The organism is Neobacillus sp. WH10 (genome assembly GCF_030123405.1).
Lineage (GTDB): Bacteria > Bacillota > Bacilli > Bacillales > Cytobacillaceae > Neobacillus.
The window spans coordinates 4,897,251-4,913,455 of record NZ_CP126110.1; the positions used below are offsets into that span (position 1 = coordinate 4,897,251).

The 16,205-nt window shown below is 37.4% G+C and carries 14 protein-coding genes, 1 pseudogene and 3 other annotated features; of the genes and pseudogenes, 7 read left to right on the top strand and 8 right to left on the bottom strand.

Annotation, left to right across the window (positions count from 1 at the left end; translation table 11 throughout):
* Positions 1-26: 26 nt before the first annotated feature.
* The 4 genes and pseudogenes from QNH20_RS23720 to QNH20_RS23735 form a co-directional block, all read right to left on the bottom strand.
* Positions 27-1,379, bottom strand: a pseudogene (locus QNH20_RS23720) (alpha-glucosidase); the annotation flags it as partial.
* Between the two features lie 22 nt (positions 1,380-1,401).
* Complete coding sequence (locus QNH20_RS23725; protein ID WP_283920389.1) at positions 1,402-2,232, bottom strand: carbohydrate ABC transporter permease; 831 nt, start codon at positions 2,230-2,232, stop codon at positions 1,402-1,404.
* Complete coding sequence (locus QNH20_RS23730; protein ID WP_283920390.1) at positions 2,219-3,097, bottom strand: carbohydrate ABC transporter permease; 879 nt, start codon at positions 3,095-3,097, stop codon at positions 2,219-2,221. The genes QNH20_RS23725 and QNH20_RS23730 overlap by 14 nt, the downstream gene beginning before the upstream one ends.
* A complete protein-coding gene (locus QNH20_RS23735; RefSeq protein WP_283920391.1) occupies positions 3,097-4,419 on the bottom strand; it encodes an extracellular solute-binding protein in 1,323 nt (440 codons plus the stop codon). Before QNH20_RS23735 ends, QNH20_RS23730 begins: the two co-directional genes overlap by 1 nt.
* Before the next feature lie 479 nt (positions 4,420-4,898).
* Between QNH20_RS23735 and QNH20_RS23740 the strand changes: the two genes are divergently transcribed.
* The 4 genes from QNH20_RS23740 (at position 4,899) to QNH20_RS23755 (ending at position 7,413) form a co-directional block, all read left to right on the top strand.
* Positions 4,899-5,918 (top strand): substrate-binding domain-containing protein, encoded by a 1,020-nt coding sequence (locus QNH20_RS23740; RefSeq protein ID WP_283920392.1) that lies wholly within the window; start codon positions 4,899-4,901, stop codon positions 5,916-5,918.
* Positions 5,919-6,160: 242 nt separating this feature from the next.
* Positions 6,161-6,364: a helix-turn-helix transcriptional regulator gene (locus QNH20_RS23745; protein WP_283920393.1), complete on the top strand. Its 204-nt coding sequence runs from the start codon at positions 6,161-6,163 to the stop codon at positions 6,362-6,364.
* A gap of 1 nt (position 6,365) precedes the next feature.
* Entirely contained in the window at positions 6,366-6,764 is a 399-nt protein-coding gene (locus QNH20_RS23750; protein ID WP_283920394.1) for a hypothetical protein, read from the top strand.
* A gap of 232 nt (positions 6,765-6,996) precedes the next feature.
* Positions 6,997-7,413, top strand: a complete 417-nt coding sequence (locus QNH20_RS23755; protein WP_283920395.1) for a hypothetical protein — start codon at positions 6,997-6,999, stop codon at positions 7,411-7,413.
* 280 nt (positions 7,414-7,693) lie between these two features.
* Here QNH20_RS23755 and kynU read toward each other — a convergent pair whose 3' ends face one another.
* Positions 7,694-8,980 carry a kynureninase gene (gene kynU, locus QNH20_RS23760; RefSeq protein ID WP_283920396.1) on the bottom strand — a complete coding sequence of 429 codons (1,287 nt, stop codon included), beginning with the start codon at positions 8,978-8,980 and terminating at the stop codon, positions 7,694-7,696.
* Positions 8,981-9,149: 169 nt separating this feature from the next.
* Between kynU and QNH20_RS23765 the strand changes: the two genes are divergently transcribed.
* From QNH20_RS23765 to QNH20_RS23775, 3 genes are all read left to right on the top strand, one after another.
* The gene (locus QNH20_RS23765; protein WP_283920397.1) at positions 9,150-9,761 is read left to right on the top strand and encodes a TetR/AcrR family transcriptional regulator; all 612 of its coding nucleotides are present in this window, start codon (positions 9,150-9,152) and stop codon (positions 9,759-9,761) included.
* A 144-nt stretch (positions 9,762-9,905) separates the two neighbouring features.
* Complete coding sequence (locus QNH20_RS23770) at positions 9,906-10,577, top strand: lysoplasmalogenase (protein WP_283920398.1); 672 nt, start codon at positions 9,906-9,908, stop codon at positions 10,575-10,577.
* 13 nt (positions 10,578-10,590) lie between these two features.
* Complete coding sequence (locus QNH20_RS23775) at positions 10,591-11,070, top strand: glutathione peroxidase (protein WP_283920399.1); 480 nt, start codon at positions 10,591-10,593, stop codon at positions 11,068-11,070.
* A gap of 155 nt (positions 11,071-11,225) precedes the next feature.
* Here the strand turns inward: QNH20_RS23775 and QNH20_RS23780 are convergent, their stop codons facing one another.
* The 3 genes from QNH20_RS23780 to QNH20_RS23790 all read right to left on the bottom strand — a co-directional run bounded on the left by QNH20_RS23780 (position 11,226) and on the right by QNH20_RS23790 (position 16,083).
* Positions 11,226-11,543, bottom strand: a complete 318-nt coding sequence (locus QNH20_RS23780) for a 4a-hydroxytetrahydrobiopterin dehydratase (protein WP_283920400.1) — start codon at positions 11,541-11,543, stop codon at positions 11,226-11,228.
* Positions 11,537-13,297: an aromatic amino acid hydroxylase gene (locus tag QNH20_RS23785; RefSeq protein ID WP_283920401.1), complete on the bottom strand. Its 1,761-nt coding sequence runs from the start codon at positions 13,295-13,297 to the stop codon at positions 11,537-11,539. Before QNH20_RS23785 ends, QNH20_RS23780 begins: the two co-directional genes overlap by 7 nt.
* A gap of 205 nt (positions 13,298-13,502) precedes the next feature.
* Positions 13,503-13,735: a binding site (T-box leader), on the bottom strand.
* 47 nt (positions 13,736-13,782) lie between these two features.
* Positions 13,783-14,015, bottom strand: a binding site (T-box leader).
* Between the two features lie 47 nt (positions 14,016-14,062).
* Positions 14,063-14,294 (bottom strand) — a binding site (T-box leader).
* A gap of 544 nt (positions 14,295-14,838) precedes the next feature.
* Positions 14,839-16,083, bottom strand: coding sequence for a helix-turn-helix domain-containing protein (locus tag QNH20_RS23790; RefSeq protein WP_283920402.1), 1,245 nt, complete (start codon positions 16,081-16,083; stop codon positions 14,839-14,841).
* Positions 16,084-16,205: the final 122 nt, after the last annotated feature.

Sequence of the window (16,205 nt, forward strand, 5' to 3'; positions counted from 1 at the left end):
TCATATTCTCCTATACGTAACGCAAAATGTTCCTTTCGCAGCTTCAGCAGACTTTTATAAAAAGTAAGCATCGAATCTGGATCATTTTGCTGATTTTCAACATTGATTTTGTTGGCATCATTCGGAATCGTAATCCATGGGTGCTGCACCGAAAAACCGGCATTGGCAAGTACATTCCATTGCATTGGTGTTCGTGACTTGTCCCTGCTCTTTTCATTAGCAGCTGCCAATGCTTCTTCAAAAGAATGATCCAATTGTAAGGACAGCTTATAGGTCATCAGCCCTTGAACATCCTTCATTTTCGCAATATCATCTGTAAGCCAATCTCTCATGCCAATCTCTTCACCATAATAAAGAAACGGAATACCTTTCGCCGTAAGCATCAAGGCAGCAATTAGTTTTGCCCGATTCTCGTCGCCGCCAAACCTTGAAATATGGCGGGACATATCATGACTAGAAAAGAATAAAGTTGGAATTTGCGCTGAATCATAAGCTTGTTCTGTTGACAACAGTTGTCGATAGATCTGCTCGGGATCAAACTCTTCAATACTTCCGATATTAAAATTAAACACAACATCAAGCTTATTTAGCCCAGAATAGCGTTTTAACACATCAAGCTCTTCAGAACCTACCTCGCCAACAAGGAATTTGTCAGGATATTGATGCACAAAAGCAGCTATTTCCTCAATAATGGATATAATTCCTTCTTGGTCTTTATCGTTTAAATGAAATTGTTCATTTTTTTCAGCATCAAAAGGATTGTCCAGGAACGAGTCATTTACTTTCAAAAAATTAATGACATCAAGCCGGAAGCCGTCTACTCCCTTTTCGAGCCAAAATTTCATGACTTCAAACATCGCTTCTTTGACTTTGGGATTGCTCCAATTTAAATCGACCTGCTCCTTCGCAAATGCATGGTAATAATATTGATTTGTTTCATCGTCATATTCCCATGCACTACCTCCAAAGAAAGATTCCCAATTGTTCGGTTCATCTCGCCAAATATACCAATCACGTTTCGGGTGTTCCTTTGATGACTTCGACTCTTGGAACCACGGATGCCGAGAAGAGGTGTGGTTTAAGACCAAATCAACAATCACGCGAATTTTCCGCTTATGGGCTTCAAGAATAAACATTTCAAAATCAGCTATCGTTCCATATTCGGGATCGATCCCATAGTAATCAGAAATGTCATAGCCATTATCAACTTTGGGAGATGGATAAAAGGGAGTAAGCCATAATCCATCAATCCCTAGTTCCTTTAAATAGTCGAGTTTAGAGGTGATTCCCGTAAAATCACCGATACCATCGCCATTTCCATCTTTAAAGCTCGGCATATAAATTTCATAAAAAGCCGATTGTTTCCACCATTTATCCATTCGTTAGTACCCCAATCCTGGATTACTTAAGTGTAAATTGCATACCTTCTTGGAACTTTTTCGCAAAGAGCAAGAAGATAATAATGATAGGAAGTGTTAATAAAACAGATGCCGCATACATTGGGCCTGGATAGCCGCCATACGGACCGAACATTTGTGATAACAGGACATTCAGCGTTAACATGCTATCACTCTTAACAACTAACATATCCCATAAAAGTTCTGTCCATCTTTCCATAAACAAGAATAAGAAAATAACAGTGGTAATCGATTTGGACATGGGCATGACGATTCGAAACATAATTTGCAAATCGCTGGCACCGTCTAATTTCGCGGCTTCAATAAACGTTTCCGGAATTGCCTTAAAAAAGTTCGTATACATAAATACCGCCCATAAGCTCATCGCTTTTGGTAAAATCATTCCCCAGTAAGAATCGTACATACCGATTTTTTGAATGACTAGGAAGGTTGGGATCAATAGAATAATCGCCGGGAAAAACATTTGAAATAAGATAAAGTTATTAATAGTGTCTCTTCCCTTAAACGGTATTTTCGCTAAGGCATAGGCAACCATTACCGCCGAGACCATCATTAACAACGTCGAGCCTGCTGAAACAATAAAGCTGTTAAAAAAAGAATGAATCCATGGCCTCGGAATAACGGCTTCTCCCCCACCTAGCAGCCATTGATACGATTTCAAGGTAAAATCAGTGGGAAATAATTTCTTATCCACTTGATCCCAGTCAGCAAAGGAATTTAGCACCATATAAATATACGGAAAAATCATAACTAGTAAGAGCACAACAGCAATTAGGTAACGAAACAATAATCCCTTTTTCTTAGCTCCACCCATTTCGTTTCCCCCACATTTCTAAGAGTTTTCGAATAATAAAAATGGATATAAACGTCACAACAGAAGCAATAATAGCAACGGCTGATGCATATCCGGCCTGAAGATTTGAAAATGCTTTTGTGAAAATCTCCATTTGCCATGTATTGGTTGCAAAATCTGGCCCGCCGCCTGTTAATTGATAAACCTCAGTAAAAATACCAAACGTAACACCGATGGATAAAATTAGTACCGTAAATAATGCAGGGTAAAGGAGTGGAAAAGTAATTTTCCAAAAGCGCTGCCACGTATTCACTCCATCAATCATGGCCGCTTCATATACTTCCTTATTAATACTCTCAAACCCCGATGTTAAGATCAGAGCATAATAGCCGGTGAATTTCCAAGCGATAATCACAGCGACAACAAAGAGTGCCGAAAATGGTGTTCCCAGCCAGTCAATATCAAGGCCAAGTACATTTCGCAAGAATTCATTGATCGGACTGTTATAAGATAATAGTCCTTTGATAATGAGCGAGGAAACAACTCCTGATGCTAAATAAGGTAAGAAGAAGCCAATTAAAAATAACCCTTTAAATTTCGGTAATCCCTGAACGATTAAAGCAACGATTATCGAAGAGGCAATGACCATAGGTACAAATAAAGCCATAAATTTAAAAGTGACGAAAAAGGCGCTTTGCACACCCTGGCTATTTAAAGCCTCGACATAATTCGAAATACCAACAAAACTAAAAGTCGGTGAAATTAAATTCCAGTCGGTGAAAGATAAAAACAGTGACCAGACAAGTGGGATCAGAAAGAAAACGACCGCATATAAAAGATATGGACTGGCAAATAGCCAGCCCATCCTTCCTTGCTTTGTGCTCATTATTTAAGAGCCCCCTCAATTGCCTTTTGCATGTCTTTCCATCCAGTCTTCGGATCCTTTTCTCCCTTGACTACTGGATTGAAAGCATGTTGACCAATAAAAGTTTGAATTTCATTATATTTTGCGTTATCCATTGGTGGAATGGCATTTGGTACGGCAGCAGCATATGGCTGTAATGCCGGATTTTTGTCAAAGAACGCTTTAAATGTATCATTCGATGTTAAATCATCACGAGCAGGCGGCAGGCTAGTTTTTTCAAGCCATTTCAAATCATTTTCAGGATTTGAATAAACCCACTTGATGAATTCCATTGCTGCTTTTTGCTGTTCTTTTGTTGCAGAAGCGTAAACGACTAAACCTTTTGTATCAGCAAACGTTTTTACATTGGTTGTATCCATGCCATCTGGAACAGGCGGTACCGATAATGCATATGTTTCATTAAATTTCATTTCAGGAAACTTTTCTGCCCAGTAACCAATTGTCCAAGGACCAATATCCGTAAAGATTCCTAATCCTGTTTCAAACGGATCTTTAGCTTGTCTTGTTAATAAAGCATCTGCTTTGCGAAGATCATCAACAAAACCAAGGACCGTTTCACCGGCTTTTGCATCGGCAGTAAATTTGCTGCCTTCTACAAACTTGTTACCGTTTGATGCTGCATCATACAACATAAAGAAATCGAACCATCTTTTCCAAGCAGTTGGGTCAGCAAGATCAGCTTTTGCCCACACATATTTATCAGGGTATTTTTCTTTTAATTTTTTCGCGACATCTAACATTTCGCTATAAGTTTTTGGCGGCTCATTATACCCGAGTTCTTTCAAAATATCGAGTCTCCAGCCAAATAACATCGCGTTAGAGTAAATCGGCAATACATATTGGTGACCGTCTGAAAATTCCCAGCCCTTCAATGTATTTTCCATATTACGATCTTCTTTTACTTTATCCCAGCCTTCTAACTGATCAAGAGGTACCAACGCTTTACTATCCGCTAATTGAGCAGCAAAACCACGGTTAATATTTTCCGACATGGTTGGTGCACTACCGCCGGCAATCGCCGATTGAATGCCTGCTTCAGAAGTCGGACTTTCCTTCATCGGGCTAACATTCACCTTGATATTCGGATGTTCTTTTGTAAACGCATCCGCCATTTCCTTCCAATACACTTGCTGGGTTGGGTTTGGAGCAGCCCAGAATTCAATCGTTGTGACTCCGTCCTTTGTGCTGCTGGTTTTTTCTTTACTTCCCGTCGAACAGCCAGCTAGACCAGATACAACCAATGATGCTGCAAACAAGACGGATGCTGCTTTTTTTATTTTCATCCTAAATCCCTCCGATTATTAATATCTTATCCAATCTTTACTAATGAAGAAGCAATACCAGAAATTAATAAGAATCGATAAAACTATAAAACTACTAAGAAAGACTAGTTTCCAATAACGCACTAGTGACAGCGCTATCATTGGATTTTAAAAAAATGTATAATGATGTCAGCATCATTGGGAAATTTGGTTTCATTTTCAATTCTTCCTAATTTATCAATGAATGAAATCATTACAGTAATTCTAAAATAATCATTTAATAACGTTATTAATCACCTTACAAACACATTATTACACCTGACGTTTGTAATGTCAAACATTATTTTTCTCGAAAACGAAAGATTTTTTATGTTAATTACTAACATTATTATTTGTAAGGGATATTGTAATTTAACTTTTGTAACGTTACAATATAATTACAAAGATGATTTTACATTTACTTTACAATAAGCAAATTAATTAAGGGAGTAAAATTAGATATGGAAAAAAAAGTAACTATGCAAGATATCGCCGACCGGCTAAATATCTCAAAAAACTCTGTTTCCCAAGCACTTTCTGGTAAACCGGGGGTGAGTGAGGAGACAAGGCAACTCGTCCAAAAGACGGCGGATGAACTAGGTTACGACTACTTAAATAATCGTAAACAAAAACTAACAGATCAAAAAACACTTAGAAATATCGCGTTAATCGCATCTGATTTTGCTTTTTCGCTTAAAAGTTTCTTTGGCGAAATTTACTTAAGTATCGAAAAAGAAGTGCGTGCCCGCGGCATGAATTTATTCATTGAATCAATTGATAGCGATTCAAAAAAGAATTTAACTCTGCCTGCCTTATTATCCAATCATGAAATTGATGGAGTGTTAATTCTATCTCATATCAGCACTGACTATATTTCAGAAATAATTAATACTGGTATCCCTACTGTCTTAATCGATCATCATTCACCATATCTTCAGGCAGATTCGATCTTAACGAATAACCGTTATGGCGCTTATATGGCTGTGGAGCATTTAATTGAGCTGGGTCACCGCGAAATCGCCTTTATTGGGGACGTTAACTTTTCTCCAAGTTATCAAGAGAGGTTAGAGGGTTACTTGTTGGCGTTACAAAAGTATGGAATTAGCCCAAATCATGATTATTTATTTACAAACGCAAAGGAAAATCAGGATGAGCTGAATCAATTTTTTGAAGCACTAGCAAATAAACCTACAGCCTGGTTTTGTGTGAACGACGGTCATGGTTTCCTTGTTTCATCATTATTGCAGCAAAAAGGATTCAAAATACCAGAAGATGTTTCTGTATGCAGCTTTGACAATGGACAGCTGTCACAGATTACTACTCCGAAAATTACAACAATGGACATCGATTTAAATTATTTTGGAAAAAAAGCCGTCGAGCAGCTTTGTTGGAGAATAGAAAATAGAGATGAACCGATTCACGAAATCCTGTTGCCTACCAAATTACTTCTTCGCGAATCTACTTCGGTTCGAAAAAATTAAAATCAAACCGGCAATCAGTCGGATGAACTGTTACATGAGCCTGCTTTAGAATGTGAAAAGCAGGCTTACTTTGTTTTTTCGCGAAAGATACTCTTTCCGGATGAGAGTACAAAGCGGTTGTTTTTTAGTACCAAGTGTTTGGACATGGCGATGTAAAGATATCTTTACATCGCCATATTTTTATTTTATACTTAATGTAAAGATATCTTTACATCGTTATCAATGAAGGAAGTGAAGTACTTTTGAAAGTTAGAAATAGAATTAAAGAGATCCGTTTGGCAAAAGAAATTAGTCAAATTCAAATGGCAGAAGATCTTCAGATTACGAGACAAACGATTAACGCGGTAGAGAATCACAAATATAACCCCAGCTTAGAACTGGCACTAAAACTAATGAAGTATTTTAATGTAACAATTGATGAAATATTTACGTTGGAGGAGGATTAGAATGAAAAAGAAGTGGCCCATCATTGCAGCTATTACAGTTGTTTGTTCAATGAGTATTGGTTTGTACCTAGGTAAATTATTGGTTCCTGATTTACCTGTTGGAACAGTTACAGCATGTATCGCTGGTTCTGTTTTAGGTGTAGGAATTGCTGTTGGGACCGCAAAATTTCGTGAAAGTCGAAAAAGACATAATGTACCTGATGTAGATGAAAGAACATGGATTAATATAAAAAACTTCTATGCATTTTCCTTATATATTTCGTTATTTGGCAGTATGTTACTTGTAATTGTGCTTTTTGCTTTAGGTGTAAAAACCATCGAGATAGGCGCACTGAGTATCTATTTATTAGCGTTATTTATGTTATTAGTGATTGGAACATTAGTTGTTAAAAGACAATAAAGCACGTAGTAGTGAAACAAGCTTCATGCTTGACTGTGAATGCTCAAATGAGTTTTACAATGATAACGAACATCGAATCCCTCTCCAAATAACGATTGCAGGTTTTTTATGAAAAAATGTGAAATATATTGCCATACCTCGGTCATAATGTTATATTTAGTGTAATATTACACTAAATAATCCGAAGTAGAATATTATTTTATTAAAAGGAACGTTATCTGGAGGAATTAGATTGAAGGAAAAAACGAAGTACACCATACTAAATGTATTATTAATCGGAACACTGTTACTAAATTTGTTTATTTTTACGTCACGTATGAGCTTTTTACCTTGGTTTATTGAAGATGCTTTTGGATATGCTGGAGTACTTATTACATCTCCAATATTGCTAGCCATTTTTTTCTTTTTTCACCGTCTTCAAAAAAATTACAAGGTGACTAACTTAAATAAATTCATTCCACTTATTGCTACAATAATTTCTCTTATCATTGTTTTGATAAATGTCACAGATTTTGCTAATCTCTTAGCTCTTACTGTTAATGCAATTATGTTCATCATCTCTTGTGGCATATTCATTCAACATACAGATATGAATAAATCAGTTTCTCATTGTGGCGGACTACCGTTAAACAGTGATCATAAAAATTAAAGTTGAATAATAATGGAAGTTTTTAAAGAGATGTTTTCAGAAAGCAAAAAATAGTAGGCTCTCATTTAAAAAGAAAAAGATTTTTGAAGTCCAATTGGTTAAATTCAAAAAGGGATAGATTAAGCAGAAATTATTCTGTCTTATCTATCCCTTAATCATTTCATTATATTGATCTTACATTCTAATGATAATTAGGTAAAACTTACTTTTGCGATCATTAATCAAACTCTGTGAAGGCCTCTTTTTCAAAAAGGGAGCAAGAGAACATTCTCTTCGTTTCCTATGCCACTACTTCACGTTCATTCTTGAATTTCTCATACTGTTTTTCAGTAATAATCTTTTTGAGAATATGAACGACTTCCCAAACTTCCGCATAGGAAGTATATAGGGCAACAGGTGCAAGACGAATAATGTTAGGTGCTCGGAAATCAGGAATAATGCCGTTTTCCTTCAATGACTTACAAATTCGCGCTGCTTCACTATGCTCAAGGCTCACATGTCCACCGCGACAGGCATCCTCTCTTGGCGTTCCAATGAAAAAGCCCATATCTGCCAATTCATGATCAATTAAATTCATTAAATAGCGATTAATTATAAGCGATTTTTCGCGGATATTTTCAATGCCAGCCTCTGTAAAAATCTCTAATGAACCGATTAATGGTGCAATGCTTAGGACATGAGGAGTTCCAATTTGGAACGCTCCAGCTGAATGAGCCGGTATTAATGTATGCTCCATATCAAATTGTTTCTCTTTATTTGAACTAAACCAGCCCGCAAGTCCAGGCATTTTTCCAAAATGTTTGCGATTTACAAATAAGCCGCCCACACCGCCAGGTCCGCCGTTTAAATGTTTATAATTGCACCAGAACGCAAAATCAACATCCCATTCACTGAAGGAATGCGGGATGGAACCAACGGAGTGACAGCCGTCAAATCCGATTAAAATACCTCGTTTATGTGCTTCATCGGTTAATCGTTTCATGTCTAATATTTGACCGCTGCGATAAAGAACAGTCGGTAGAATAATTAAGGCAATATCATCGGTCATCGCTTCGATAATATCTTCCTCTTCTAAAAAGCGGCCATCACGGCTTTTCACACGGATGAGATGTGCATCCGGATCATAACCATGAATCCTTACTTGGCTTTGAAGCGCATAAATATCAGATGGAAATGTTAGTTCATCCGCTAAAATTTTTGTACGGGTTCCTTCTGGCTGATAAAACGTTGATACAAGCTGATGCAGATTGACGGTGGTAGAACCCGTTACAACGACTTCTTCAGCAGCAGCCCCTACTAACGGCGCAAGCTTTTCGCCCAGTTTCTCTGCCATATAGAACCATGGATGAGTGCCCATAGTCCAGCCATCAATCCCATATTGTTTCCAATCATCTAAGGTTTCTAAGAGAGTCCTTTCCGCTCTTTTAGAAAGGAGTCCTAATGAGTTCCCATCCATATAAATAGAACCAGGCTTTAAATAAAACTCTTCTCGAAAACGCGAAAGAGTATCTTCTTTATCTAATTGTTTTGCGAAATCTAATGTTGGTAAGAAATTCGATACCATCATAATCCTCCCTATCCCCAACTGAAATCGTTTGCAAAAAAGCATAACAAACAATATGACATGATGTCAATATTATATTTCCAACAATTCCAATTATTAAAATAACTCATTTCAGCAATAGCTTTTATTTTGATAACAATCCATATATGCTAGAGGTATTGGAGGAATAGGTATGAAAAAAACAGAGGATAAACGACATTTACGCTCAATCATAACGCGGCAAAAATTATTAGAAGCTGCAAAGGAGGTTTTTCTTCAAGAAGGCTTCCAAAAAGCAACAATTTCGCAAATGATAAAAAAAGCGAACATTGGTTACGGAACTGCCTATGTCCATTTTGAAGGAAAGGAAGATCTCTTAATCATATTGATGGAGGATGTCATGGAGCGATTTTATGAAATTGCCGAAATCTCCTTTCTGCCAAAATCAAAACAAGTAGCAGAGGAAATCATTCACAAGCAGGCGAATGCCTTTTTATTAATGGCAGAAGCTGAACGGGCTATGATGCAAGTCTTTGAACAGGCAATCGGTGTTTCTGCTTTAATTTCAGATAAATGGAAAGCGATTCGGGAGAAATTTATTCAGCGGATCTCAATGGACATTGCTTATGCGCAACAAAATGGATTGGCGAGAGCAGAATTAAACCATGACCTTGTCGCACGAGGCTGGTTTTTTACAAATGAAATGTACCTATGGGAAATTGTCCGAGACGAACATCATGCTTCTGTTGAAGAGATTGCAAAAACCATCACCACAGTCTATGTCACCGGGCTGTATATTATGTGAGAAAGCAAGGGGAAGTAAGAGAGCCATCCCCTTGCTTCGAAAAAATAAAGGTAAAATGCTAAAAGATAGTTTATACTTGTATAAATGGTGCATTTATCCAAAAATTCGCACTCTTTATCAATCTATTAGGAGGAACTGATTCTGATGAAAATTCCTTGGCTTCCTGTGCTAATTTTGTTAACGGGCTTATTGTACATTTTCTTTATCCCTGATAACCCGTACTCTGTTAAGATTTTCTTCAAGCTGATCCCAATGCTGTTAATTATTCGTTATGCATACTTGCAATTTTCCGCCAAAAAAACAATTACCCATTGGCTGATCCTCATTGGATTGTTTTTCTGTATGCTTGGCGATGGCCTGATTGGTTGGTTTGTTGTTGGTCTAAGTGCCTTTCTCATTGGCCATCTCTTTTATCTGGCAGGTTTCTTGAGTAGATGGCACTTTTCAAAGGTCCGGCTGGTGATGATTTTACCAATTTCTACATATGCTTTTATGATTGGCAGGGAGATTATCGCTGCCTTACTTCGAGACGGTAACAATGTCCTGATTGTTCCGGTTTTGATCTATATGATCGCCATATCTTTAATGGCCTGGTCCGCTATCATGACGGGGAACAAATGGGCTATAATCGGCAGCATTTTGTTTGTTTTGTCGGATTCGATATTATCCTGGAATATGTTTGTTTCCGATATCGCCTTTTCAGATCAGCTTATCATGACAACCTATTACACCGCTCAATTTCTGATTGCACTCAGCCTTCGATCGTTTGCAATCGATAACAGCCAGACGATTGTTAAAACAAGTAGTCATTTATAAAGGAGTGATTAAAATGAAAACCGTGTATGACTTTCAGGTAAAAATGTCAAATGGCGAGAAGAAATCATTACATGAATATGAGGGCAGGCCGTTAATTATTGTCAATACTGCCAGTAAATGCGGGTTTACCCCCCAATTTAAAGGACTGCAGAACTTATATGATACATACAAGGATCAAGGGTTGGAAATACTAGGTTTTCCATGTTCTCAGTTCAACAACCAGGAATTTGAACAAATTGAAAAGACAACGGAGTTTTGCCAGATTAACTACGGAGTAACCTTCCCCATCTTTGCAAAAATTGACGTAAATGGTCCGTTCTCCGATCCTTTATTCAAATATTTAAAGGAACAAAAGACAGGACTTTTATCCCCTCGAATCAAATGGAATTTCACAAAATTTCTTGTGGACCGTAACGGCCAAGTGATAAAACGCTATGCACCAACAGCAGATCCAAGCAGCATGGAAGATGATTTAAAAAAATTATTGTCTTAATCGTGAATGAACGGACAAAAACCACATCCTCAAAAAATGTGGTTTTATCCGTTTAAAAAATATAGTTTTTTTCGTAAATTAAGGTCGTAAAACGATTGATTAAGATACAAGAATTTAGTTCGTCTGTACATAAAAACATTTTTCCGATATACTAATCACCCTGTGGATGAAATAGTATGTTTTATATGTTCATACGTTTTTTCGAATTCGACTGCTAAATCAATGTCCAATGCTGTTACTCCTTTTGCAGCCCATGTGCTGAGCGAAACAATAACAGCCTTATATTGGATGCTGATAAATGGATGATGTTGGTTTGCTTCAGCAATTTGGCCGATTGCTGAAACAAACTGGATACCTTGCAGGTAATCTTTAAAAATATATTTCCTTTCAATCCATTTATCGTCTTTTACCTTCCAGTTTTGAAGTTTTGCACACTCCAATTGTATTTCTAAAGGGGTTAATGCTGTTAACATTCTTGACCTTCCTTTTGAAGCGGAAGTAAAGCTAATCCATTATTGATTAGGCGTTGAAGCTCTTTTGTTTTGCTGAGGTTGAGCAATTCTTGATGCACTTGTTCTGTTTCCATCGTTTGCACACCATGTCCACAGAACAACTCCAGAATTTCCATACGCAACAGCCATTCCTTTGGAAAAGAGCTTCTCAAATCTTGCAGAACTGTTTGGACAGTAACCATACTATTTTCATCCAGTGACTCTTTTTCACGAACTTCTCTAATTGTTTGGTACAGATTTTCTAATTCTGTTAACCGTCTTGGTGCTATTGATTCTTTTTTAGGTATTTCTTCTACACCGAAGAAGGCTTCTGCATCTGCAGCTCCTGGAAAAGCAGAAGTAACGGCTGATCCTACCGCCATGTCGAATACTCCCCAAGTCTCCTCAAATAACATTTGATCTCCTAATGTGACTATACAGTTTTCGAAGGAAATAAGATTTATTTTGTTCTTGTTTCGGATAATATTTGTAACAATTCCCGTTACTTGAATGCCGCTCTTGAATGTCAAAGTCGCTTTTCGTCCTTTTTCTATTCCTAAAGCCAGAAGTTGTTCCTTGTTACATTCTTCAAGAGAAATGTCCTCTTCTAATAAACCAATTGGCGTTCCAAAACCATCACAATGAATTGCTTTCGAATGTCCAGGAAGCTCCTTATCATTAATAGCCAAGGCTGTTGGTCCTGCTGTTTTCACATAAATGGCCTCGCCATCTGGATCTTTAAGCGTTTTTTCGATCGTTCCTGTAATTTGTATTCCCGAGTTCAATACAAATGTCGACGTACTGCCTGATTGGAGTGCCTTATCTAAGCTCTCAGTTCCACCTTTTCGAAAGGCCATTGATTGGGAAAACTCTTCGATAGCCTCTATCAATTGATCAAAGCTCTCGCAAACAAATAATTGCGGCTGCATGGTCGTTACATCGTAGCTTGTCTGAATACAAGACTCTACCGAAAAAGGAAGTTTTACTACTTCTTTAGACAAGCAATGCTTGCTTTCTCCTACAGAAGATAACAGACCTGCACCATATATTTGAGGGTTTTCCAACGTACCTATTAGTCCGTACTCCACTGTCCACCAGAAAATTCGCGAGATTTGTTCTGCTTCTGACATACCTGTTACCGCTTTTTGCTTTTCGCTTAGTAACCGTTTTGCTTCTTCAATTTGTTGTGGAGTGGAATTGCGGGCCTCCATTACGATTGAAAGATGTCTTACGGCTTCAAATACTTCATGTTCTGCTCTTGTTGCAAACGCCTTTACGCCAATTTCTCCAAATCGTTTTACATATGAAGCATATTGAGAATCAAAAATGATCGGTGCATGTCCTGCGGCTTCGTGGATTATATCCGGTGCCGGTGTATATTCAATGTTTTCAACTTTTCGAATATCCACAGCAATTGGCAAAATACCATGAGCTTGAAAATCAAAAAAAGCAACACCCGGAATTAAGCCATCTACAATTGCAGCTCCCCAGCCAATTTTTGCAAGACGTTCATTCATATCTGATACATTTGGAATTGCCTCTATGTCAATCCCCGATGCCCGGAGACCTTCCACATACGCCGGATGAGCAGTATCCTTTAGGACATGATGATTTTGTCTCATAACATATCGCCATACCGCATGATCGATTGGTGTGTACTGTTCGTAATGCTGCTCTGAGACAAATTGTCTCAAATGAACTGGAATCTGTTTTATAGGTTTCAATAATTGGTTCATACTAGATTCAATCCTTTCTTTTCAATTTTTTTGAATTCTCTTAACATGGTAATCGAATTCTACATTCCATCTTTGCTTTCCTCCTTTTCATAAAGAAAACTTGTCGACTGGCGAGCCGTTAGGCGAAGACAGAGGCGTAGTTGCACTTATGCCTGATAGGAAAGTTAAACTTTCCTACGGCTAAAAAAAACCCTACTGGAAAACCAGTAGGGACGAATAGACTTCGTGGTACCACCCTAGTTGCGAGCTTTCGCTCACCACTTCATTCTAATAACGACTTTGCTGCCGTCTTTCCCTTCATAAAGAACTCCTGCCTTTACTACGAAAAAGAAACTCCAGGTGTGTAATTCATGCTTACGTTTGTACTGATTCACACCAACCATCAGCTCTCTGTAGACAAAATGCTAAGCACTACTGTATTCCCTTCCACGCTTGTATCCTATGAAATTTTTAAAAACCAAATAAAAAGGCCCTACTGGAAAACCAGTAGGGCCGAATAGACTTCGCGGTACCACCCTAGTTGTGAGCATACACTCACCACTTCATTCTAATAACGACTTTGCTGCCGTCTTTCCCTTCATAAAGAACTGCTGCCTTTACTACGAAAAAGAAACTCCGGGAGTGTAATTCATGCTTACGTTTGTACTAATTCGCACCAACCATCAGCTCTCTGTAGACAAAATGCTAAGCACTACTGTATTCCCTTCCATGCTTGTATCCTATGAAATTTTTAAAAACAAATAAAAAGTCCCTACTGGAAAAACCAGTAGGGACGAATAGACTTCGCGGTACCACCCTAGTTGCGAGCATACGCTCACCACTTCATTCTGATAACGGCTTTGTTGCCGTCTTCCCCTTCATAAAGGCTGCTGCCTTTACTACGAAAAAGAAACTCCGGGAGTGTAATTCATGCTTACGTTTGTACTGATTTGCACCAACCATCAGCTCTCTGTAGACAAAATGCTAAGCACTACTAAATTCCGTTCAACGCTCTATAATATATAACATTTTTTTAGTATAACGAATTATAAATGGAGATTAAATAAATTGTCAAGGATTAAATATTAATAGATATATAATCCTTCATAGGCTTTTGAATTTTATAATTCCCTTTGACACCTAAATATGTTGTAATTTATCCGGGTTCCGTACAAAGTAAAGGTTGCCGATTGCATTTTTCTCTACATGTATATGCAATACGGTCTCTATCACGCCATCCTTCCGAACCACCAACCCAGTTTGGCCGTTTAGAGGTGTCAGCTCGATTTGAACGTTTTCTCCGAGATTGGATACCTGATTGAACAGCCCAAGCAGGAATCTAGCCACACGTTCAGGTGTTTGGATTGGATGAGTTGCAGCAGACGTTTTACCACCGCCGTCCGAAATCAGGACAACGTCTTCAACAATTAAAGCCACTACCGAATTAATGGTATTTTGTTCGAGGGTCGCGCTATAAACCGCTGTACCTATTCCTCTCCTGCCAATTCGCTGCTAATTAACACCTCTTCGGAAATCCCCATTCTCTCTGGCACGGCTCATGTCTATGTTTGATCAGAGGAATGATCATTTCTAAACTGTCTTGGGGTTAAACCTGTGTATTTTTTAAAGATTTTTATAAAATAACTTTGATCGTTAAAATTTAGCCACGTGCTGATGTCTGAAATCGGATAATTTGTTATAACTAACAGCTTTTTTGCTTCGTCTACTCGTTGCCGTTGTATATATTCACTTATTGGTATACCAACTTCTTTTTTAAAAAGGGATGATAAGTAATTGGGACTTAAACGACACATTTCTGCAAGGTGATCAAGTGTGATGTCTCCATAAAGATGGTTATAAATATAATGTTGACAAGCGGTTATCGCTGCAGAATATTTTCCTACATTTAATTGGTGTACACGATTGGTAAAATCACTAATGGCTTCTTCCGTTAATTTCAATATTGCTTTTAGGTTTCCTAAATCCTCGAGTTGTTGAATATAAAAATCACTTAATGTAAAGGCCGTTTCCTCATTTAAGCCACCTTCAATGGCAGCTCTGCAAACAAGGGCAATTCCAGTTATCATTAAATTTTTTTCACTTCTTAAGCGGTTCCGTTTCGACAATAATCCTAATTCTGCTTCACCGACAATTGAGTAGTCGAAGATATCCTTTAATTTATCTATACGTCCATTTTTGACATAATCAAGCAAAACCCGTTCATATGAAAGATTGGAATGGAAAATGAAATCCCTTCTCCCTTTTGAAAGCTCAAGATCCAGATTCTCTGATTCAATTATGACGAGGTCTAACGCTTTGTTATTTTGTATGACAAACGTTTTATCTAACGTTTTATGATAAATCAAATAATAAACCATTAAACTAATCGTTAGGAGTTGTTGACGATCAATAATGGGGATAGATTGATAGTATTCAATAAGATTCCTTTTATTGACGTTTCCTTTAAAAGCATCCATGATCTTAGTAATATTTTCATCAGATATTTCTGACTCAAGGGAAGGTCCTACAATAATGGTGCCTAAAAAGTGATTTGTTTTTTTTAGATTAACAAAGAAAAAGTTCAAATTTGAATTTGAAAAGAAGATAGGAAAATCATTTGGATCCTCTTCATAGGTATAAACACTTATCTGCTCCTTGAACAGGTGATAATATGGATTTCTCCGTAGGTCACTTCTTGAAAATTCGTATTCGAACTCACCAAATTGATTGACATAATAAACGGGTATTTGATGAACTTCAGAAATAAGCTGACAAATATATTGTAAATCTTCCTTGGATATTTCCATCTATTTTATATACTCCATTCATTTTTTGAAATCGATTACACTATTTATTATTGACAATAAAAAAATACTATTATCCGTATGATAATACAATAAATAATTCTTTATCAGCAATAAAATAGTTG

Bases quoted from the DNA above. Each gene is read 5' to 3' on its own strand.
- QNH20_RS23725 (WP_283920389.1), bottom strand. From the start codon at position 2,232: ATGGGTGGAGCTAAGAAAAAGGGATTATTGTTTCGTTACCTAATTGCT.
- QNH20_RS23730 (WP_283920390.1), bottom strand. From the start codon at position 3,097: ATGAGCACAAAGCAAGGAAGGATGGGCTGGCTATTTGCCAGTCCATAT.
- QNH20_RS23735 (WP_283920391.1), bottom strand. From the start codon at position 4,419: ATGAAAATAAAAAAAGCAGCATCCGTCTTGTTTGCAGCATCATTGGTT.
- QNH20_RS23740 (WP_283920392.1), top strand. From the start codon at position 4,899: ATGGAAAAAAAAGTAACTATGCAAGATATCGCCGACCGGCTAAATATC.
- QNH20_RS23750 (WP_283920394.1), top strand. From the start codon at position 6,366: ATGAAAAAGAAGTGGCCCATCATTGCAGCTATTACAGTTGTTTGTTCA.
- kynU (WP_283920396.1), bottom strand. From the start codon at position 8,980: ATGATGGTATCGAATTTCTTACCAACATTAGATTTCGCAAAACAATTA.
- QNH20_RS23765 (WP_283920397.1), top strand. From the start codon at position 9,150: ATGAAAAAAACAGAGGATAAACGACATTTACGCTCAATCATAACGCGG.
- QNH20_RS23770 (WP_283920398.1), top strand. From the start codon at position 9,906: ATGAAAATTCCTTGGCTTCCTGTGCTAATTTTGTTAACGGGCTTATTG.
- QNH20_RS23775 (WP_283920399.1), top strand. From the start codon at position 10,591: ATGAAAACCGTGTATGACTTTCAGGTAAAAATGTCAAATGGCGAGAAG.
- QNH20_RS23780 (WP_283920400.1), bottom strand. From the start codon at position 11,543: ATGTTAACAGCATTAACCCCTTTAGAAATACAATTGGAGTGTGCAAAA.
- QNH20_RS23785 (WP_283920401.1), bottom strand. From the start codon at position 13,297: ATGAACCAATTATTGAAACCTATAAAACAGATTCCAGTTCATTTGAGA.
- QNH20_RS23790 (WP_283920402.1), bottom strand. From the start codon at position 16,083: ATGGAAATATCCAAGGAAGATTTACAATATATTTGTCAGCTTATTTCT.